Source organism: Maribacter cobaltidurans (assembly GCF_002269385.1).
Classification (GTDB): domain Bacteria; phylum Bacteroidota; class Bacteroidia; order Flavobacteriales; family Flavobacteriaceae; genus Maribacter; species Maribacter cobaltidurans.
Genome location: NZ_CP022957.1, coordinates 259,754 through 280,479, shown reverse-complemented (window position 1 = coordinate 280,479; position 20,726 = coordinate 259,754). Strand labels below are relative to the sequence as shown.

The following is a 20,726-nucleotide window of genomic DNA, read 5'->3' as shown; positions in this document are numbered from 1 at the left end:
ATTGCAATGTATCTTATACAGATTACTTTATTCGATGTCCTTGGGTGGTAAATGATAGCCCTTGCTGGCCATATGTTGAAATCATAACCGATTCAAAAATAGGTTCGACACTATCAGGTTCAATTGCCCATTCAAAAATGAAATTGCCTCCTGTACCTCCTTTTTTGTCAAACTCGGCAATAACTATTTCTAAGGTTTCCATGGGTGAAAGTGCTATAGGATTATCTATGTAAGAATGTATTTGATTGCCTTCGGTATCAAAGTAATTGGCCTTTAGCAAATAGGCTTGGATATCCATATTTGGGTTTCTCATACTAACCGTTGCTGTTAAATCTATGGACGTATGCTCGGTATAGCTATAAATCTGGGAATAAACGGACAAGTATGAAGTGCCAGCGATTAAGGAATCCTTTTGATTTAGATTAATTTCCTTATGGCTCCAATCTATTTTGGATATTGGTTCCTCGTATTTTGTCTTATTGGAATTACAACTTATTGCAGATATGCAAAGAGAAAGAACTACGCAATAGGAAATAAGGTTTTTCATATTCTTTCATTTAAGGAAAAATGACCGTTACAAAAACAAAAAAGATTCTTGAATATCGAAAACTAAAAGCGCTATAAGCAAATTATTCCTCTTCGTTGTTATCGGTTTCTTCTAGGGTTTCCTTCTCTAGATTATTCCTAAGGATATTAAGTTTTTTAAGCTTTGTTTTCCAAGAGTCCAAAGCCTCTTTGTGCTTTTCGACCCTGCTTATAACATCTTGTACCAAAGGATTGTTTTCAGAATCACCTGAGAAAAATTGAAGGTTATTCTCCAATTGCCTAATCTCGTTTTTGCTTTCCTCTATTTTCTTCTTGATGAAGCTGCGCTCCTGTTGAATGGCCCGTTCTTGATTATCTTCTTCCTTAAGCTTTTGAATCTTATTTCCATACTTCAACAACTCGGATTCCTGTGGAGTTATATTTAATTTATTGAAAAGCGCATCGATAATTTTACTGAATTTCTGATTGATGTTTTTTTGCTTGAACGGAACATGGCCAATTACTTTCCACTCTTCCATAAACCTTTGAATTTGCTTTACGTCCTCCTCTTTTTTTCCGCTAAGCTTAAAATCCTTCAATCTTGAAATGATATCCTCTTTTTTATTCAAGTTATCCAGTTCCTCTTTATAGGAGTCATTTTTAGAGGCATGTAAACGATCAAAATAATGGTTGCAGGCCTCTTTAAAGTCCTTCCATAATTTATCAGAGTATTTTCTTGGGACATGACCAATTTTTTTCCATTCACTTTGGATGCGCTTCATCTCATTGGTGGCGGAGTCAAAATCTTCACTATCCTTTAGGGAAATGGCAATTTCCAATAAGGCCCTTTTCTTGTCCAGATTGTCCTGTTGATCCTTTTTAAGATTTTTATAGAAGGCATTTTTATTTCTATTAAATGACCTTACGGCACTTTTGAAAGCGCTCCAAGTCTTTTCATTGTCCTTTTGTGGAACTTTACCTGCTTTAAAAAATAATTCCCTTAAATCCTCTAATTTTTTAATCTGTTTCTGTAATGCCCTATGGTTATTGGCAATATTGTTGGACAGGTTTTCAATTTCTTGGATAATCTCATTTTTTCTTTCAAGATTTTGTTCGCTTAGTTTGTCCAATTCCTTGAAATGCTCCTGCCTTCTTTCATGTATTTTTTTAGTGGCACTGCTAAAACGTTCCCATACCTCTTCCCTATGTTCTTTTCCAACGGGGCCTATTTCTTCTTTCCAGATTTTATGGAGCACCTGTAATTCCCTAAAAGCTCGGTTCAAATCGGGCTCAACGGCAAGTGCTTCGGCTTGTTCCACAATTTTTAATTTCTCTTCCAAATTGTGCTTAAAGTCCAAGTCCCTTAGCTCCCTATTCAAATGGAGGAAATCGTAAAAAATTTCTATGTGGTGGTGATAGGTACGCCAAACATTGTTGTATTCCGCCCTAGGAATGGGTCCGGCGTTTCGCCATTTTTCCTGAATTTCCTTAAAAGTCTTGTAGGTGGTGTTCATGTCTTCCTCTATGTTCACCAAGCCTTTAAGATTCTCAATAAGTTCCAGTCTGTATGCTAGATTTTCTTTATGGTTTTTTTCTAGGTTTTTATAGTGCTGATTTCTTTTTTCCCGATAATCTGTATAAACCTCATTGAACTGCCTTTTCGTGACCGAGTTATATTTGAAATCAATTTCGTTTCCTCCATTAGCGACAAAATCTTCTTTCTTTTGTTCAATAAAATCCTGAAACTTTAGATTAAACTCATCCCTTATACTATCAACATGTTTCTTGATAGCCTGTACCTTTTCATTTCTTACAAGGCGTTGTAGTTCTCCAACAAGGTTCTCCATGGACATGGAGTGGTAATCCAAGAAAGGGATTTCGTGTCTTTTTTGAGTTTCGGTATCCTCGGCATCCTCGGCATTACTTTCGTCAATTTCATCTAGGACGTCGACTTCCTTTTCTTCTTCCTCATTGCTTTTGGAATTTTTTGGGAGTTCTTGTGAATCATGTTCCTCTTCAACGGAATCTTCCACCTTTACCACTTCGGGATTTACCTCGGCTTCTTTATTTTCGGGTATTTTTTTCTCGCTTTCTTCAGACATCTTCCAAAATTAGGTGTTTACAAGATAGTAACAACCAATATAATTGCAAAGTATATGGGATTTCTTTTTAGAACCGTGAAAGTGATTCTAATTTTGAGGTTTTTCCAAACATTAGTGCTATTTATTTTTAGGAATTCCAGATTTTCCAAGCTTTTTCAGCTTGTAGCTCTAACATTCTTTGTCCGTTGATTAAGGTAGCTCCCTTTTCTTCACCCATCTTTAAAAAAGAGGTCTTTTCTGGATTGTAGATTAAATCGAAAAGCAGATGGTCCTTTCCCAGATATTGGTAGGGTAGGTCCGGTTTTTTCTCAATTTTAGGGAAGGTGCCCAAAGGGGTGCAATTGATGATCAAGAGGTGATTAACAATTGAATCTTCTGTAAGTTCTTCATAAGTAATACCTTTTGTATGAGGTTTTCTGGAAACAAAGGAATAGGTAATGTTCAAAGTGTCCAATACATGGGCAATAGCTTTTGAAGCACCTCCGGTTCCTAGAATCAATGCCCTCTTATGATGCTTCTTAAGGAAAGGTTCCAAGGATTTTTGAAACCCATAGGCATCTGTATTATGGCCGATTAATTTCCCGTTCTCAAGTTTTATGGTGTTTACCGCCCCTATTTGACTGGCAGTGTCATCTAAATGATCCAAATATGGAATTACTTCTTGCTTGTAGGGAATAGTAACATTTAGGCCTTTCAGGTTTTCCGTATTGGAAATAATGTTCTTGAATCCATGGATGGATTCAATATCAAAATTTACGTAACTGCAATTGTCAAGGCCAAGTTCTTGGAATTTTTTGGCAAAATACCCTCTAGAAAAGGAATAGGAAATATTTCTACCTACCAAGCCAAACTTAAGCAACTCTTTTTCTGTTTTTTCCATACCAATCCAAAAGTAATAAAATGCTTATCCCAAAAAGTACAAAGAAGAACGCCCACCAAGTTTCGGAAGTATTTAGATCAGGAAGATAGCGCTCGTAATTCCTAATAATTTCCTTTCCGTTGGAATCGAAAAGAATATTACCGTTTATATCCTCTTTAAAAATGGTCTTTTTCCAAGGCCATACAACCCCTAAAGAACCGGTAATAAAACCTAGTATTACGGCCGTGGCAATGTGATGATAATGTTTAAGTACATAACTGAGAATATGGGACAAGGTCACTAGGCCCGTCGCAGATCCCAAAGTGAATACGGCCAATATTTTCAAGGTCCTCAAACGCTCTGCGTTCGAAGTAAAGCTAAAATCACCCACTATAATTTCTGAAAAAGTATCATAAAGGGCATTAACGGAATCTACCAAAAGCAGTACATAATTTCCAAGTAAAATAAGAATAAATGAGCCAGATAACCCTGGTAGCGTCATTCCCGAAACACTGATCATTCCGCAAAAGAAAATAAAAAACAGATTGTCGTTTTCCTTTGCAGGACTTAAAAAACTGATTGCGATTCCTACGGTAAGACCTATAAGGGCTGCCGGTATTGTTTTTTTTGTCCAATGCCCAAAATCCTTGCCTATATAATAAATCGAACCCAGTATCATACCAAAAAAGGCGGACCAAACATATAATTCTTTTTTTACTAAAAAGTAATCTAGCACCTTGGAAACGCTGAAGTAGCTTATCAACATACCAAAAATCAACAGTGTAAGAAACGGTCCGTTGATGTATCTATAAAAACTTTTGAACCTGCCGCTAATGAGCAACTTAAACGCCTTTATATTCACTTTTTGAAGGGAGTAGATGAACTCTTCGTAAAATCCGGCCACAAAGGCAACTATACCACCTGAAACTCCAGGAACTTTATTGGCAGCGCCCATGCATAACCCTTTGACTACTAAAAATAGTTTGTCCAGTAAAGTTCTAGAATCGTTCATTTGGGACTTCGCTTACTTTTTGGAAGCTGTTTTTTCCAAGATAAAAATAAGGGAAAAACCTATGAGTGCCGTTACTGAGGCATATAATATTTGAGGATCTCCGTCATAATTGAACGGGGAAGTATTTGTGTCTATTATTACGGTTTTATCTCCGTAAACCTTTGTTTCTAAAATACGTTTCCAAGGCCAAATTTTATTTAAGGACCCTAAAATAAAACCGGTTAGTATGGCCAGAGTAATATTTTTGTAATGGGTGAACATCCATTTTAACAATCTGGCAAAGCTTAAAAGGCCAAAAATAGCGCCTAAACCCACCGTAATAATAACCTTTATATCCCTTCCGTGCACTGCATCCAAAATAGTTTTGTAGGAACCTAAAAGAACCAAGATGAATGCACCGGAAATACCTGGTAAAATCATGGCACAGACTGCCAGTACACCAGATAGAAAAAGAAATGGAAGACTGTCTATGTTTTCATTTGGGGGAAGTGTCGTAATAAAGAAAGCGACTGCCGCTCCCAACAAAAGTGAAAATACAATTCCCAAATTCCAGCGCTTTATTTCTTTTCCAACAAAGAATACACTAGCCAATACCAGACCAAAAAAGAAAGACCAAAGCAACACGGGTTCATTTTCCAATAACCAACTTACAAGCGTGGCCAGCGAAAAGAGACTAATGAAGATACCTGTAAAAAGAGCAATTAGAAAATTACCATTTATTTCTTGCCACACGGCTTTAAATCCAGCTGTTTTCCAAGTCTTTAATAAGCCTAAATTAATGTTGTTTATAGCGGTAATAAGTTCTTCGTAAATTCCTGATATGAATGCTATGGTTCCACCAGAAACCCCTGGAACAACATCAGCGGCACCCATGGCAATTCCCTTTAAGGTTACAAATATGTAATCTAAAAAATTTCTATTTCCCATAAATCTTGGAGTACAACGTCAAGAAGCTTTTTTGTAATTCGCTAAAATAGTATTAATCCATTCGGAATTACTGTATTGGGGGAATTGATTGTTGAAAATATGTAGTTGTTTTCGTTTTTTGTCCAATTTTAGGGCATCAAGAAGGCATATCCTGGCATTGATGTAATCCTTTAAAATTAAATTGAATCCTACCGATTTGTAGATGATTTTTAAATTATTGGGATAAAATTCCCTTCCTTGGGAAAGAATTTGCAAAGCGGACAAGGTATCTCCGTTAAAATGGGCAACATCGGCCCACTTTAACCACGTATCCAATTCATAGTTGCCTAAATCCACTACTTGTTTGTAGGCGAAATCGGCTTGGTCATAATTCTCCAGCGCATAATTGATATTGGCACATTTTTTCCAATACAATGGATTTTCACCGTCTATATTCAAAGCTTTGTTGATATAGTAAAGAGCCTTTTCATAATTTTTGTTATTGTAATAAAAGTTGGTTATGGCAAGCCATCCCTTATCCAATAGGGGATCTTCATGTACCGTTTGGTAAAAATAGTACTTGGCCATTTCATTGTTTTTCAACTTTTCGTAACATTTTCCAATGCGAAGAAACGCATGGGAAGTAGGGTCCTCTATATTGATGGTAGTTTCATAGTTTTCAATGGCCTCTTGATATTTACCCAATTTCTCCAAAACCTTACCCTTTTCAAAATAGGCACCTATAAAAATATCATCTGAAATAATTGCAAAATCAAAGGCCGTTAAGGCTTCTTGGTACATTTGCTTTTCATAATACTGTTTACCCAATTGGTGCCAAGCTACTTGGCAATAAGGGTTCTTGTCCAAATAGTCGTTCAGGTAAATGATTGCCCCATCGTAATCTTCCAAAAACTCAAAACAATAAATAACATTATACAGGGAAGAATAATCTTCATTGTCAAACTCAACACAGCGCATGAAACTCTCCTTGGCCAATTTAAAATCGTCCATAAAAAGATATTCCATGCCCAATAAGGAATAGATGTCAAATGAATCGGAGGTTAGTTCAAGGGCTTTGTGCAACAGTGATACTGCGGCTTCATGATTGTCCTTTTTAGAAAATATGTTGGCTCTTTGGATATAGATTTCTTCATTGTTCACATCCAACAACTGTAATTCATCCAACAATTTTTCCGCATTTTCCAAGTGGTTTTCAAACACCATGACCTCCACCTGCAAAAGTTTTAGTTCAATGGAACCGGGATGTTGTTGTAAGCCTATTTTAATACCTTTTTTCGCCAGGGATATTTTACCATTGTTTAGATAGTGGTGTACTATGTCCTCAAAATCCTCCGCGTCAAAAAAATAGACATCGTCAGTCTTAAGCATGGATTCAAACTTGGTAATGGGCTTATCAGGTTTTTCGTTAGATTCTAACGCCATAGGAACTTATTGGTTAAACTATGTATTTAAAATTAAACTTTTGTGGTTGCGAAGCTCACCGAATGCATGCTATATTATTAACAAATTAGTTAACAAATTATTGCTAGAGGCCGTCCAGTATATTACGGATGATTTCACAGCCTTTTTGAATTTCCTCTTTTGAAATAGTCAGGGGAGGGGATATTCTCACGGCCCTTTTTTCAAATAGCAACCAAAAAAGAATGAGGTTGTTGGCCTTGGCCTCAAGAACAAGTCTATCTACCATTTCAGGAGTTTCCAGGATCAATGCAAGCATAAGTCCTTTTCCGCGGATTTCCTTAATTTTAGGGTGAGCCAATTCTTTTCTGAACACTTTTTCTTTTTCCAGGGTATCTGGAATCAATGAGGATTCCAAAAGTACTTTTAGGGTTGCTAAGCTAGCGGCCGCAATCACCGGATTTCCCCCAAACGTGGTGATATGGCCCATTTTAGGACCATTGCTCAAAGTGTCCATAATGGTGCGACTGGCAATAAAGGCACCAACGGGCATTCCAGATGCCATTCCTTTGCCGATAACTAGAATATCGGGAATACAATCGAAATGGTCAAAAGCAAAAAGTTTTCCGGTTCTGCCAAAACCGGGTTGTATTTCATCTAAGATAAATAAAGCACCTACCTCTTTGCATCGTTCGCTTATTCTTTTCAAGTAGTCGTTTTCGGGCAAAATAAAACCGGCCCCTCCTTGTATGGTTTCAAGAACCACACAGGCAGTTTTTTCGGTAATCAATGCGATATCCTCCTCTTGGTTAAAACGGATGTGGAACACATTTGGGATTAAGGGTCTAAAAGGTGCCTTTCTTTCCTCATAGTCCATGAGGCTCAAACTGCCCATGGTGTTACCATGATAGGCATTATGAGCTGAAATAATTTGCGATCTGCCTGTATATCTTCGTGCCAATTTTAGGGCTCCTTCCATAGCCTCAGTTCCCGAATTGACCAAATAGGTCACTTCAAGATTGGCAGGGAGGTTTTGTTGCAATAATTTTGTGTATTCAGTGGCAGGAGATTGCGCATATTCCCCGTAAACCATTACATGCATATATTCCTCCACTTGCTTTTGTATTGCCATTACGACATCTGGATGGCAATGCCCCAGACTACAGGCCGATACACCTGCAACAAAATCCAAATGGGCATTTCCTTGAACATCATAGATATAGCTGCCCTTGGCATGCGAAATCTCCATGCCAAGTGGGTACAGGGAAGTCTGTGCTTGATATTTGAGGAAGTCCTCCTTCATTTAATCAGGATTATTATTTTTTTGAGGAATTTTTGCCCTTTGGGTCCGTTGCTTTGGAATTGGGAATATTGTTGACTGGATCACTGCTATTTTGACTCCGTTCCTCTTCTTCCGCGTCGATATCTATTGGATTATCGATACCCCTAATGGTGACCAATTCAATGTTATTATCATCCTCATCAAATATACCGTCCTTGGTAAGGATGCGTTCATCGCCCCGCCAAATAAAACCCTTAAGGATTCTACTGTTCTCCGGGAGCTCTGCCTCCGTAAAAATAGTCCCGTCCGGATTGGTAAAAAAAGTAAGATCCTCCACATCGTTATTGGCCATGGTTATTCTGATGGCACTACAGACCGTTTTATCTATCCCGATGAGTTCATCGTCATCATTGTACATGTAATAGATTACTTCGGTGTTTTGAACAAGATCGATAATCTTTAACTCGTTTTCGATAAATTGACCATACAAATTGATACCCTTAGCTTGATTATATCCTTTTTTACTGATACTGTCCAAGGAGATGATGAAGGCGTTTTCAAGAACTTTTAGTGAATCGAGCTTTTCCGTTTCCAAGTTTGAAATTAAATGTATACTGTCGCCCGTCATTTGGTTAGCACCGTTCCATAAAATGGGGTTTTTTATGAGTTGGGTAATACCTGTTTTTTCCTCGGAATGGATGGAATCGCATTTACCGCTCAGGTCCTTTTTAAAGAACTTGGCATTTCTAAAGGCCCTTGTAATCCGTTCTTCCGGTTTGCCGGTAATCATTAAGGTATCACCGTGTACATACAGCGAGTCTTGTTCCTGTTCCTGAACTAGTATCGAGACCGCTCTTTTTGTGGCAAAAACCGAATCCTTTGCTTTATGGACTTCTGCATAATGTGCCCGGATGACCCCTTTGTTTATGGTATCCGTAACGGTGATGTTATTGGTTGCCGAGGCAAATTCCCTGGCCTTGTTGAAATACACGCTATCGCCTTCCACGATACGGTTGTTGTAGTTGATTTTCGTATTCTTGATACCGTAGCCACTTTCAACCTTGGTATCGTAAAACCCTCTTTCACAATAGATTTTATAGGTTTCCCCAACTATGGTTGAAGGACCGTACATATAGGCGTTTTTAGAGGTTGTATAGTAATCAAGTTGCTCCGAATCCAATATGTACTCCGGATTATCGATATGGACACTGTCCAAAAACTGATATTTCTTTAACTCCATAAAATACCTACCTATTTTGCTTGTTAAAGTATTAGCGGAATCTATTACGGTACCGTTGTCCTGATAGTAGGCCTCCTGTTTGATTCTGTCTAAGCGTAAGGTGTCCGTTCTTAGGGTCATTTGTGCGTTCTTTAGAACTACATCCCCCCAGGCCTTTGCTAGTTTGTCGTCCCCCTGATAGTTTATCTTTTTTGCGGTCATCTCTACGGAATCCCCTTGTTTTAAAAGTACGTTGCCAATGGCCTCGAGACGATTTTCTTTTTGAAAATAGATAGCCACGTCACACCACAAATCTGCACCTTGGTGTTCAAACTGGACCTGTCTTTCATCTTTACTGAAAATGGAAGCTCCGGGATATTCAGTTTCGTTTTTTGTGAAATTCGCCCCATAAACAATATTGATTTGTTTGGGTTCTTCATCGGTTTCTTGGGAGAAACCGGAAAAGGCTAAGAGCATGGACAAGGTTCCTAATAGGATATAACGCAACACAAATTTTTTTCCAAAAATAGGATTTTTAGTATAGGTCAACACCACCTTAGCATACTTTTAGGAATCCCTACTTGAAATTTAGGATATATATATTCGAAAGAATCAAGGTGGACCATCATTCTAAAGGGTCGCCACTATCAAATGGGTACACTATGCTATTATTGAATGGGTTGTGGCTTTCTATTCAATTTGTATTTCTTTCCGAATCCGGAATTGTTGGGTTCAAATGGAGACGATAACGTCACATCTACCCCATTTACAGGGATTTCATCTTCTTGGCCCAAAGCCCAAAAGATTCCGTTCATGGCAATTTTCCTAACCTCTGGAAGCTTAAAATCATATGGGTGCCCCAGTGTAGTAAAAAATACCCTTGCCTTTTTACCACTTTTCCCGGTATATCTTTTGGTCCAGGCTACTGGGTTCGTCAGCGGGAACTTATCCAAGTTGCCATCGATTTCATGTTGTGATTTTAAGGAATGTCCTAGGAGAATGGGCTCTGAATCCCCATAGAGGCTCCAATCCCCTCCATCTACATGATAGAGCCAAGAATATGCTTTAAAAGGTTTGAACCCGTTTAGGATTTTATTGGTGGAGTCCAAGGCCGTAATTTCGGTTACAGGAAATTTTCCATCATCAAAATGTCCGTGATGGGTAATCCATTGTTGGCCGAATACCTTGGTGGGCCACTCATTGTTCCAGTATTCCAAAGCAGGATCTTCATAATTAAAGGCATGTGTGGCCGTTCTAAACCCTACAATTGGTTTTCCGGATTCTACATAATTGGAGATATAATCCCTTTCTTCTTTTGGTAATTGCCGAAACCGAGTGAAAATGACCATTAAGTCAGCATCCTCAAGGGCATCCAAGTTGGAAATATGGTCCGTTCTATTCGGGTCTATCGTACCCGTAGAATCCAAGGCATAGCAAACGGTCACCTTAGCATTCAACTCCCTTTTGGCGATGGAGGCGAGCATGGGCATGGACTCCTCGGAACGATATTCCTCATCCCCCGTAACAAAAACGATATGTGGGGGATTTTCAGTTTTTGCTTCTTCGGTTTCGGGTTGTTTTTTTTCTTCCTTACAGGAAAAAACAAGCATTAGAAGTATGGATAGCAAAACGTGTTTCAACTTGAATATTTGGGTCATACCAGTCTTTTTTACATATTATTTCATGGGGTGTTCCTTCAATAATTCCTCCGGAGTATAAAATCCATTTCGGTCCTTAGTGGCATCCCTGATTTTTTTAACCGACTCAGATTCTATCACGGAGGACTTGTTGCCAAAGGCATTGCGTACGTAGGTCAATACCGCAGCAACCTCTTCATCGTTCAATAGTCCCTTAAAAGGCATCATGGGAACTTGTCCTTCGTAATGATTGCCCATCACGTCCATGGGTCCATACAGTCCATGTAAAACCAATTTTATGAGTCTCTCTTCATCCCCGGTAACCCATTGTTGGTTTACCAATGTGGGATAACCCGCCTGTTGAAGACCTGTCCCACTTTCTTGGTGACAGGTTATACAGTACCCCTCGGTCTCGTAAATTTTCTTTCCTTGGGCGAATACTTTTAAATCATCTCCCTCAAGGGTAGTGATGAGGTTTTCTTCTTCGTCTTTGTTCAAAAAGTTTCCGGTAAGCCTAGTTTCGGCGAATTTAAAGGAATCTTCCATCCATCTGTCCAAAGGATGTTCTCGGGCAACCTCCAAAATTTCCATTCCCTTTTTTTCCGGTAACCATGAAGCCGCGGTAATGGCTTCTAAACGCACTCTCCCATGAGAATCGGCAGCGGCAATTTTCAAAAGTTCTTGGGAATTTTCCAGTTGATGCCCCATATACCTCAATACTCTCACCGAGGCGGCCCGAACCCGATGATCTTGGGATTGGAGAAGTTCCTCAAGAAGTTTCTTGTCCACCTTGTTTAAACCCCATGTTACCCATAGCGCTTCCAATCTCTGGTGTTCATAATTTTCATCGTTTTTATCCAAATTGGAAACCCATGTTTGTAGTTTCTCCAATACTTCATCCGTATTCCTGGCTCTAAGTTCCCTTCGGGTCCTGTATCTGGTTCTGTATTCGGGAAGTTTTAGGTTGTCCAGTAGCACCTCAATTGTGGCACCATCAATTTTTGCCGGTTGTACCAAAGGTCTTGAGGGATAGGTGATTCGGTAAATCCTTCCGTGAACATGGTCCCGTAAGGGGTCACGAGCATTGTGTTGCATGTGACCGATGAGGACATTGTGCCAATCCACAACATATAGGGAACCATCCGGGGCAAACTCCATTTCTACGGGCCTGAAGTTTTTATCTGTACTGCTGATGAGGTCTTGACGGTGTTTTGTCCTATATCCCGTACCGTCTTCCATTACCTGATGTTGTTTCATACCCAAGAAACCAATGGAATTGGCCAAGAGCATATCTCCTTGGACTTCATCTGGAAAATGTCTGCTGGAAATGAATTCTAACCCCGAGGTTGGTCTAACCCGGTGGGCCTCCTCTATGAGGTCTTCGGTAAGGGGGGAAGCTACTCCATAAATCGACTTCAAGGTACTTGGCATCATCCAGTTTACCGTGGTACCGGAAGTATGCAAGAAAAAATCTTGACCCCAATCGTCAAAGGCAATACCCCATGGATTAGGAATGCTCACTTGTACCGCACGTTCCAATTTTTTTCGTTGCGGATTGTAGCGATAAAATCCGCCATTGGTTGCTCTAACCGGTCCGTAAGAGGTCTCCACATTGGTATGGAGAAATATTCCTTCCGCCATGTAAAAAGCTCCAGATGGATCGGCACAAAAAGCAGAAATGGCGTGATGGGTATCGTGATCGTCAAAACCGCTCAATATAATTTCAAGTTTATCGGCCCTATCATCCCCGTCGGTATCCGTTAAAAGTTTTAGGTTGGTACCTTGGCTTAGATATACGCCCTCTGGGGCAAACTCGAATCCTATGGGAAGGTGAAGGCTGTCCGCAAAAACGGTTTGCTTATCGGCCTTACCATCATTATCGGTATCTTCCAGAATTAATAATTTGTCATTTGGTTTGGCATCCCCAATTCGGTAATGTGGATAGGAAGGTAGAGTGGCCACCCAAAGCCTTCCTTTGTTATCAAAGGATATCTGAGCGGGATTTGCAAGATCCGGAAATTCTTTTTCCGAAGCAAACAATTCTACTTTATACCCATCGGGTACCGTTAGGGTTTCCAAAGCATCCTCACCGTATTTATACGTAATTATTTCGCCTTCGTCAGCGAGATTGTAGTTGGTTTCAACTTCGGGGAGCACTGTGGTTTTGGCATCCGCTTTCGCGATGTCAAAATCTTCATTTTGTAAGAGAGACCAAATGGCGGTATCCCGGATGGCCGTCATTTCCCTCACCTTGATTTTTTCATAGGGATAATTGTCCGGGCCGAAGGGGTCGTAACGTCTCCCATAAGCATGCACCCCATTGGGGATCTTGTAATCGTTGTGCCAATAAAAGTTTTTTTCATTTACCATTTTGTTAATAGCCATACGTTTGGACCCACCACCTACATTCGAGATTCCAGTTATTTTTTCTGCCAGATATGCTGCGAATTTTTCATATCCTTTTTTATTCAATTGGGAACCATCTATGGTATGGTCTTCATCATCCTCAAACCATTCCTGGGTAGGAGCAAAAACATCAATAAAGGGTATCTGGTTGTTAAAACTGATTTCTTTTATGGCCTGGGTGTACAGTTTTAAATTTTCATTTTCCTTTTTGCCATTGGGCAGGTCCATTTTATTGGAAAGGTCTTCAAAGGCAATAGGGGATACCAGTACCAATTTTGGGCTATTTTTTCCATTATAGCTCTGATTTTTGGTATGTTGGATAAAAGCCTCCAACTCTCCCTTGAAATTTTTCAGACCCTCCGGACCTTCGAAAGATTCATTGTAACCAAAGAACCCGATAATTACATCCGCATTTAATTGGGTCAACCACTCATCCGGACTAGGAAAGAATCCTTCGCTTCCCGAATTTTGGGCCAATTCGGTTTGAAACTTTTCCGCTCCCGGAAATGCCCAAGGGGAGTTTCTTGCGGAATGCGGTCTAAAGCCTGGAGTATTTCCACCATCACACATATTTCTAATCTGCAGCGAATCGTTGGGGAACCTCAAATGCATTTCGGTTTCTAAAAAGCCAAAATTTTGCATTCTGGAACCTAAGTTGTTTCCAATAAGAACAATGCTGTTTTTGGGATTAATTTCTACAAGGGGGGCTTTTCGTTTTTCACATGAATAAAGCACAATGAATAGTAAAATTAACGGGAGAAGGTACTTGTTAAGAAATTTGAATTTCATTGGTTGGATATAAATACCATTAAATATAAATATAAAAAAGCCACTGGTAAGTGGCTTTTTCTAGTTTTAATCTGATTCCATACTTAGAAATCCCGATAATCACCTGCTAAATATTGATTGGCCTCCTCTTCTGCGAATTTGGCATTTTGGGCGTCCCAATGGAGCGTTTGGTTGGGAAACCTTCCTGCAATCACACCTAATAAAATAGTTTCGGTCAGTCTGGAAGCATAAGAGAACGGAGCGCTTGTTTCGGCTTCACCTAAACATGCGTCCACAAATTGATGATAATGTTTAGGTCCTTCAGAAGCGTAATCCCGAATAGGTTTTCCCATATTATTGGCTTGCTCTACCTGCGCAATCTCTTCTGAAATGTCTACATATTCACCATCCACAATTTTTTGTGGTAGCTGCATGAAATGTGGTAACAAAAGCCTTCCCTTGTCACCAACGAACATAGCGCCTTGCTCAGGAAGTTGCCCTGCTTCTGCAACGCCCGCGTCCAAGGATATTTTGTCTTCCACGGATTCCTCGGTATCGGAATTGGAACCTGCTTTCATGGCAGCAGCACTATTTGGTAATTTTAGGTCCTCATTCATTTCCGGTGCACCTGGTCCATCGTACCATATCCATTTCAAGGATTCTGCTGTATGTTTTGTGCCTGGAAATTCGTAGGTCACAATATTCTTTTCTGGAAAGCCAAAACCTGTTGGTTCCCTACATTCGTTTTTAATGGTCCTGGGTACGTCCAATTCCAAAGCATTATATGGGGTGTCAAAAATATGAACCCCCATGTCCCCTAAAGTCCCACAGCCATAATCCACTAGTTTCCTCCAATTTCCAGGGTGATAGAAGCCTTCCTTATAAGGCCTTTCTGCTGAAGTACCCAACCAAAGATTCCAATCCAAAGTCTCTGGAACCGGATCTGAACCTTCTGGTTCTGGTCCGTCATATCCCCAATTTTTAGGTGACCAGGCGTGCACGGTGTGCACTTTTCCTATAATGCCGGATTGAATCAGTAACGTAGCCAGTTTATAATCATAGAAGGAATGTACCTGTATTCCCATTTGGGTCACCAAACCCTTCTCTTCGGCCAGCTTTTTCATGGACCTGGCTTCGGAAACATAATGAGTCAAGGGTTTTTGGCAATATACAGGTTTGTTCATGTTCATGGCCATCATAGATGCAGGTGCATGGGTGTGGTCCGGTGTACTTACAATGACAGCGTCTATTTCATCACCAATTTCTTCCAGCATAACTCTATAATCACTATAGGTTTTAGCATTGGGATGCAATTTTTTAGCTGCGGCAAGGTTGTTGGCATCCACATCGCAAAGTGCGGTTACATCTACCTTGGCATGTGAGGAGATATCCCTTAAATCCTCACCACCCATATTACCTACGCCAATATGGGCCGTTCTAAGACGGGTAAGCGGAGCTTTGGCCATTTCTTTTTGCTCTTCCTTGCATGCCATAAATATAGAGGGCATGATTGCGGTAGATGAGGCAAGTATGGCCGATTTTTTTAAAAATTCCCTTTTTTTCATCTGTTAGTCTTTGAGTTTAAATTTATTGGTCAGCTGTCATTCGCATAAGAAAACTCCGTGTAATAATAAAAGTTCACTTAGGCTTATTCCATATGTTTGGTTAGAGTTTTTTTATTTTAATGTTACGGAACCAGATGGGACTGGAATGGTCTTGGAGTCCTATATAGCCCGTTTTATATTTTCCATAGTCCTCGCTATTTTTCCATTTGTCCGAATTCTTTCTTTCATACCAATCTTCTGACCACGGTACAAAGGACAGCAACATTTGTCCATTTAACCAATGCTCTACTTTTTCCGGGGTAAAAACAATCTTTGTGGTGTTCCATTCGCCTACAGGATGCAATATTTTTTTACTTGAATCCGCAGCGTGCATGGCATAGTCAGAACCCGTTTGTTGTAAGGGCTTTAATTCCTCTGGGTTTTCAGTGTACCCAAGACTTTTATTGTATTCCGTGAGGTCGTGAATTTTCGCATAGTTTTCATCATCTATCAACTGATATTCCGGAGCCACTTCAGGTGGACCATCGTATCCCTCCTTGAGGTGATAAAAAATTCCACTGTTGCCGCCCTCAGGTAATTTCCATTCAATATGCAGTTCAAAGTTGTCAAACTCCTCGGCACCGTAGATAATGTCCTTGCCTCCTGTGTAATCCTGTTCCAATCCCAATTCGGTATCAAAAGTGAGTGCGCCATCCTTGGCAATCCATCCCGGGGGAAGTTCATCTCCATTATAGGCTCGCCAACCTTGGGTACTTTCACCATCGAACAATACGATCCATTCTTCGGAAGCTTCCTTTTCAACTGAATTCAATGTTTTTTCTTCTTTTTTATCGGATTTGCATGATAGCGTTATTAAAAAAAGGACAGGCAGGAACTTTAAATATTTCATTTTGAAGTTTAGAAGGTTTTTGGTTTGAATGGTAATTTAATAAAAAAAGGATAGCGATACCGACTTTTGTCCGTACCGCTATCCTAAAATTTATGAATTCTCTGTTTTATCGAAGGATTGTTTGGGTCCTATCCGGCCCAACGGAAACTATTTTTATGGGTACTTCCAATTCCTTCTCTAAAAACGTGATATACTCTTTTAGTGCCTTTGGAAATTGATTTTCACTATCCATTTTAGTAAGGTCCTCTGCCCAACCGTCCATTTCGGTATAAATGGGGGTCACGTTTTCAGCTTCAATATTAAAGGGCAAATGTTCTATTTTTTCTCCCTTGTAATTATATGCGGTGCAGACTTTTAGTTTTTCAAAACCACTCAAAACATCACCTTTCATCATCATCAATTCCGTAACACCGTTAATTCTTACGGCATATTTCAGTGCGACCAGATCCAACCATCCACATCGTCTGGGTCTTCCTGTTGTGGCCCCAAATTCGTTTCCTACTCGGCCCATGGTTTCACCAACCTCATCGAAAAGTTCCGTTGGGAATGGTCCGCTTCCTACCCTTGTGGTATACGCCTTAAAAATACCCTTAACTTCCTTTATCTGATTAGGGGCTATGCCCAGTCCGGTACAGGCACCTGCTGCTGTGGTATTGGAGGAAGTTACGTAGGGATAGGTTCCAAAGTCAATGTCCAATAATGAACCCTGTGCACCTTCTGCCAATATTTTTTTACCTGCCTTTTGGGCTTGATAAAGATATTCCTCACTATCAATAAATGTTAATTCCTTTAGGTCTTTTACGGCTTTAAAGAACTCCGCTTCCAGTTCTGCCAAATCGTATTGGATGTCCACGTCATAGAAATTTATCATCGCCTCGTGTTTATTGGCAAGGCTCCTATATTTTTCTTTCCAATCGTCCAGTTCCAAATCTCCAATACGCATTCCGTTCCTACCTGTTTTGTCCATATAGGTAGGGCCAATTCCCTTAAGGGTGGAACCGATCTTGGCTTTACCTTTTGCTGCCTCGGAGGCCGCATCCAACAATCGATGCGTTGGAAGGATTAAATGTGCCTTCCTAGAAATAAGCAAGATGGATTTTATGTCCAGGTCAAACTTCTTTAAGTTGTCAATTTCCTTTTTGAAAATTACAGGGTCTATTACCACACCATTACCCACCACATTTATGGCGTTTTTATGAAAAATTCCTGATGGAATGGTATGTAGTACGTGTTTAATACCGTCAAATTCCAAGGTGTGGCCTGCGTTTGGACCTCCTTGAAAACGGGCTATAATATCATAATTTTTTGTGAGTACATCAACGATTTTTCCTTTTCCTTCGTCCCCCCATTGTAGGCCCAACAATAAATCTACTGCCATTTAAATAAACTTGCTTGATTAATTATTTGTGTTTTCTGGATTATTTTTTACTCCGTAAAAATAGAGTGAATGTGTGTTGATCTTGATATCGAATACTTCTTCTATCGTCTTTTTAATGGATTGTATCCTGGGGTCGCAAAATTCCATGACCTCTCCCGTATCAGTGAGTATTACGTGGTCATGTTGTCGATCAAAATATGATTTTTCGTATTGCGCCTGATTTTTTCCAAATTGATGTTTACGCACCAACTTGCAATCCAATAACAATTCTATAGTATTGTATAAGGTAGCCCGGCTTACGCGATAGTTCTTATTCTTCATTTTGATGTATAGCGATTCAATATCAAAATGATCGTCGCTATCATAAATTTCCTGAAGAATGGCATACCGTTCAGGAGTTTTTCTATGTCCATTATCCTCCAAAAAAGAGGTAAAGACATTTTTTACTATTTCCTGATTCTTATCGGAACTCATATAATTTGCATTAATATGCAAAGGTACAGTTAAATTTTAATTCCCTTTCTAAAGTCGGGTCACTTTGTCTATACCGTTTATCTGTTGTAGATTTTCCGTTAGCCTGTTTAGGATTCCCTTATTTTTTACCACTACGGTTATTCTTCCGGTAAAGGTTCCACCATCCGTACTAAAGTTGAGGTTGCGCATGTTCACGTGCATATTGTCCGATATAACTTCAGTGATTTCGCTCACTAACCCCAAGTTATCTATGCCCGTTAATTGAATATCTGCCTTGAACTCTTCCTGGGATGAATCCACCCATTTTGCCGTGATGATCCGGTAGGCATAATTGGATTGTAAGGAAATGGCATTGGGGCAATTCTTTTTGTGAACCTTGATGCCTTCCGATACGCTTACAAAACCAAAAACATCGTCTCCTGGAATTGGATTGCAACATTGCGAAAGTTTATAGTCCAATTTTTCCTCTTCCTTGCCAAAAACCAAAAGGTCAAATTTGGAAGTAATTTCTTCCCTGTTGACATCCTCGGGAGCAGGGGATCTTCTGATTTTATTCTTAAAGAAACTGATGAACGCATTGCTATATGACGAAGCGAAATCCCTGATCATCTGGTTATCTATAGAGCCAATACCCACTCTAAAGAATAGGTCCAAACTGGTTTTGAGCTTAAAATAGGTAACCATCTTGTTGATGGAATCCTCGTTAAGGGTTATTTTCTGCGATTTCAACTTACGCCTTAAAATTTCCTTGCCTTCCTCTGCAACGGATTTCTTTTCCTCTCTTAAGACGGATTTAATCTTAGACCTTGCCCTGGCCGTTGTGGCATAGTCCAACCAGTTCTGATTGGGTTTTGCCTGCTCCGAAGTAATGATCTCAACCTGGTCCCCGCTATGCAAAGTCGTATTTAAGGGTACAAGTTTCCCGTTAACCTTGGCACCCCGGGTGCGCATGCCTACCTCGGTATGGATATTAAAAGAAAAATCCAGTGGGGTTGCACCTTTTGGGAGGGATTTTAATTCCCCTTTTGGAGTAAAAACGAAGATTTCCTTGGAGTATAGGTTCAATTTAAATTCCTCCACAAAATCGACGGCGTTGGAGTTGGAATTTTCCAGGGCCTCTTGGAGCTTGTTTAGCCACACCTCAATTCCTTGTTCCTTTTGGTCCCCATGTTTGTACTTGAAGTGCGCGGCATACCCTTTTTCTGCAATTTCGTGCATTCGTTCACTTCTAATCTGTACCTCCACCCATTTTCCTTTTGGGCCCATGACGGTAATGTGAAGTGCCTCATAACCGGTTGATTTGGGTGATGATATCCAGTCTCTTAACCTTACAGGATTGGGCGTAAAGTGGTCCGTTACAATGGAGTATATTTTCCAGGCCAAAAACTTTTCGTTCTTGGCATCGGACTTATAAATGATCCGAATTGCGAACTTGTCGTAAATCTCATCAAAGCCTACATTTTGGGCTTTCATTTTTCTCCTCATGGAGAAAATGGATTTCATCCTACCTTTTATGTAATAATTGAGACCTTCCTGTTTGAGGGAATTGTCTATGATTTCAGAAAATGCATCAATATAGGCCTGCTGCTCTTCCTTGCTTTCCTCGATTTTACTTTTTATATCATTGTAAACATCTGGTTCTGTATATTTTAAACTGAGGTCCTCAAGCTCGGTCTTAATGTTATAGAGGCCAATTCTGTGTGCTAAAGGAGCATAAATGTAAAGGGTCTCGGAAGCTATTTTTACCTGTTTGTGCTCCGGCATGGAGTCCATGGTGAGCATATTATGGTAACGATCGGCTATTTTAATGATGATTACCCTAACATCATCATTAAGGGTCAATAACATTTTCCTGAAGTTCTCCGCCTGTTGGGAGATGTTCATATCCTTTTTAAGGTGGGATATTTTGGTAAGGCCATCCACGATTCGGGCTACGGTTTCACCGAACATACGATCAATGTCGTCCAAGGTGTATTGTGTATCCTCTACCACATCATGTAAAAGCGCCGAGGCAATACTCACGGCATCAAGACCGATTTCTGAAGCTACTATTTTGGCGACCGCAATGGGATGAAATACATAGGCCTCTCCAGATTTCCTACGTTGGTCCTTATGGGCATCTACGGCAACCTCAAAAGCACTACGAATCAATTTTTTGTCATCCTCCGATAAGGTCTGATAACTTATCCGCAAGAGCTCTTTGTACTCCTTTGCTATTAACTTGTTCTCCTTTTCTATTGCAGCCTGTGTCATACTATTTTAAAATTAGTATAATCCTAGATGGT

General features: G+C 39.9%; 15 protein-coding genes. All 15 read right to left on the bottom strand.

The genetic code is table 11. From position 1 onward, the window contains the following. Nucleotides 1-22: 22 nt before the first annotated feature. Nucleotides 23-547, bottom strand: a complete 525-nt coding sequence (locus tag CJ263_RS01085) for a DUF3124 domain-containing protein (RefSeq protein WP_094995573.1) — start codon at nucleotides 545-547, stop codon at nucleotides 23-25. A gap of 82 nt (nucleotides 548-629) precedes the next feature. Beyond that, nucleotides 630-2,627, bottom strand: coding sequence for a DUF349 domain-containing protein (locus tag CJ263_RS01080; protein WP_094995572.1), 1,998 nt, complete (start codon nucleotides 2,625-2,627; stop codon nucleotides 630-632). 127 nt (nucleotides 2,628-2,754) lie between these two features. Then, nucleotides 2,755-3,507 carry a shikimate dehydrogenase family protein gene (locus CJ263_RS01075; protein ID WP_094995571.1) on the bottom strand — a complete coding sequence of 251 codons (753 nt, stop codon included), beginning with the start codon at nucleotides 3,505-3,507 and terminating at the stop codon, nucleotides 2,755-2,757. Beyond that, nucleotides 3,479-4,498, bottom strand: a complete 1,020-nt coding sequence (locus CJ263_RS01070) for a DUF368 domain-containing protein (protein WP_094995570.1) — start codon at nucleotides 4,496-4,498, stop codon at nucleotides 3,479-3,481. Before CJ263_RS01070 ends, CJ263_RS01075 begins: the two co-directional genes overlap by 29 nt. 12 nt (nucleotides 4,499-4,510) lie before the next feature. After that, nucleotides 4,511-5,425, bottom strand: a complete 915-nt coding sequence (locus tag CJ263_RS01065; protein WP_094995569.1) for a DUF368 domain-containing protein — start codon at nucleotides 5,423-5,425, stop codon at nucleotides 4,511-4,513. Nucleotides 5,426-5,443: 18 nt separating this feature from the next. Continuing rightward, nucleotides 5,444-6,847 (bottom strand): tetratricopeptide repeat protein, encoded by a 1,404-nt coding sequence (locus CJ263_RS01060; RefSeq protein WP_094995568.1) that lies wholly within the window; start codon nucleotides 6,845-6,847, stop codon nucleotides 5,444-5,446. Nucleotides 6,848-6,950: 103 nt separating this feature from the next. Then, nucleotides 6,951-8,126 (bottom strand): aspartate aminotransferase family protein, encoded by a 1,176-nt coding sequence (locus CJ263_RS01055; RefSeq protein ID WP_094995567.1) that lies wholly within the window; start codon nucleotides 8,124-8,126, stop codon nucleotides 6,951-6,953. Between the two features lie 13 nt (nucleotides 8,127-8,139). After that, nucleotides 8,140-9,801: an OstA-like protein gene (locus tag CJ263_RS01050; protein WP_094999049.1), complete on the bottom strand. Its 1,662-nt coding sequence runs from the start codon at nucleotides 9,799-9,801 to the stop codon at nucleotides 8,140-8,142. Between the two features lie 191 nt (nucleotides 9,802-9,992). Then, nucleotides 9,993-10,982 carry a ThuA domain-containing protein gene (locus tag CJ263_RS01045; protein WP_094995566.1) on the bottom strand — a complete coding sequence of 330 codons (990 nt, stop codon included), beginning with the start codon at nucleotides 10,980-10,982 and terminating at the stop codon, nucleotides 9,993-9,995. 18 nt (nucleotides 10,983-11,000) lie between these two features. After that, entirely contained in the window at nucleotides 11,001-14,156 is a 3,156-nt protein-coding gene (locus CJ263_RS01040) for a PVC-type heme-binding CxxCH protein (RefSeq protein ID WP_094995565.1), read from the bottom strand. Nucleotides 14,157-14,239: 83 nt separating this feature from the next. Continuing rightward, the gene (locus CJ263_RS01035; protein WP_094995564.1) at nucleotides 14,240-15,700 is read right to left on the bottom strand and encodes a Gfo/Idh/MocA family protein; all 1,461 of its coding nucleotides are present in this window, start codon (nucleotides 15,698-15,700) and stop codon (nucleotides 14,240-14,242) included. Between the two features lie 100 nt (nucleotides 15,701-15,800). Then, nucleotides 15,801-16,589 carry a 3-keto-disaccharide hydrolase gene (locus CJ263_RS01030; RefSeq protein WP_094995563.1) on the bottom strand — a complete coding sequence of 263 codons (789 nt, stop codon included), beginning with the start codon at nucleotides 16,587-16,589 and terminating at the stop codon, nucleotides 15,801-15,803. Between the two features lie 106 nt (nucleotides 16,590-16,695). After that, nucleotides 16,696-17,967, bottom strand: coding sequence for an adenylosuccinate synthase (locus tag CJ263_RS01025; protein WP_094995562.1), 1,272 nt, complete (start codon nucleotides 17,965-17,967; stop codon nucleotides 16,696-16,698). Between the two features lie 18 nt (nucleotides 17,968-17,985). Beyond that, nucleotides 17,986-18,441, bottom strand: coding sequence for a Fur family transcriptional regulator (locus tag CJ263_RS01020; protein ID WP_094995561.1), 456 nt, complete (start codon nucleotides 18,439-18,441; stop codon nucleotides 17,986-17,988). Nucleotides 18,442-18,489: 48 nt separating this feature from the next. Next, nucleotides 18,490-20,694: a RelA/SpoT family protein gene (locus CJ263_RS01015; RefSeq protein ID WP_094995560.1), complete on the bottom strand. Its 2,205-nt coding sequence runs from the start codon at nucleotides 20,692-20,694 to the stop codon at nucleotides 18,490-18,492. Between the last annotated feature and the right edge of the window lie 32 nt (nucleotides 20,695-20,726).

Bases quoted from the DNA above. Each gene is read 5' to 3' on its own strand.
- CJ263_RS01080 (WP_094995572.1), bottom strand. From the start codon at position 2,627: ATGTCTGAAGAAAGCGAGAAAAAAATACCCGAAAATAAAGAAGCCGAG.
- CJ263_RS01020 (WP_094995561.1), bottom strand. From the start codon at position 18,441: ATGAGTTCCGATAAGAATCAGGAAATAGTAAAAAATGTCTTTACCTCT.
- CJ263_RS01030 (WP_094995563.1), bottom strand. From the start codon at position 16,589: ATGAAATATTTAAAGTTCCTGCCTGTCCTTTTTTTAATAACGCTATCA.
- CJ263_RS01035 (WP_094995564.1), bottom strand. From the start codon at position 15,700: ATGAAAAAAAGGGAATTTTTAAAAAAATCGGCCATACTTGCCTCATCT.
- CJ263_RS01040 (WP_094995565.1), bottom strand. From the start codon at position 14,156: ATGAAATTCAAATTTCTTAACAAGTACCTTCTCCCGTTAATTTTACTA.
- CJ263_RS01045 (WP_094995566.1), bottom strand. From the start codon at position 10,982: ATGACCCAAATATTCAAGTTGAAACACGTTTTGCTATCCATACTTCTA.
- CJ263_RS01050 (WP_094999049.1), bottom strand. From the start codon at position 9,801: ATGCTCTTAGCCTTTTCCGGTTTCTCCCAAGAAACCGATGAAGAACCC.
- CJ263_RS01085 (WP_094995573.1), bottom strand. From the start codon at position 547: ATGAAAAACCTTATTTCCTATTGCGTAGTTCTTTCTCTTTGCATATCT.
- CJ263_RS01075 (WP_094995571.1), bottom strand. From the start codon at position 3,507: ATGGAAAAAACAGAAAAAGAGTTGCTTAAGTTTGGCTTGGTAGGTAGA.
- CJ263_RS01060 (WP_094995568.1), bottom strand. From the start codon at position 6,847: ATGGCGTTAGAATCTAACGAAAAACCTGATAAGCCCATTACCAAGTTT.
- CJ263_RS01015 (WP_094995560.1), bottom strand. From the start codon at position 20,694: ATGACACAGGCTGCAATAGAAAAGGAGAACAAGTTAATAGCAAAGGAG.
- CJ263_RS01070 (WP_094995570.1), bottom strand. From the start codon at position 4,498: ATGAACGATTCTAGAACTTTACTGGACAAACTATTTTTAGTAGTCAAA.
- CJ263_RS01055 (WP_094995567.1), bottom strand. From the start codon at position 8,126: ATGAAGGAGGACTTCCTCAAATATCAAGCACAGACTTCCCTGTACCCA.
- CJ263_RS01025 (WP_094995562.1), bottom strand. From the start codon at position 17,967: ATGGCAGTAGATTTATTGTTGGGCCTACAATGGGGGGACGAAGGAAAA.
- CJ263_RS01065 (WP_094995569.1), bottom strand. From the start codon at position 5,425: ATGGGAAATAGAAATTTTTTAGATTACATATTTGTAACCTTAAAGGGA.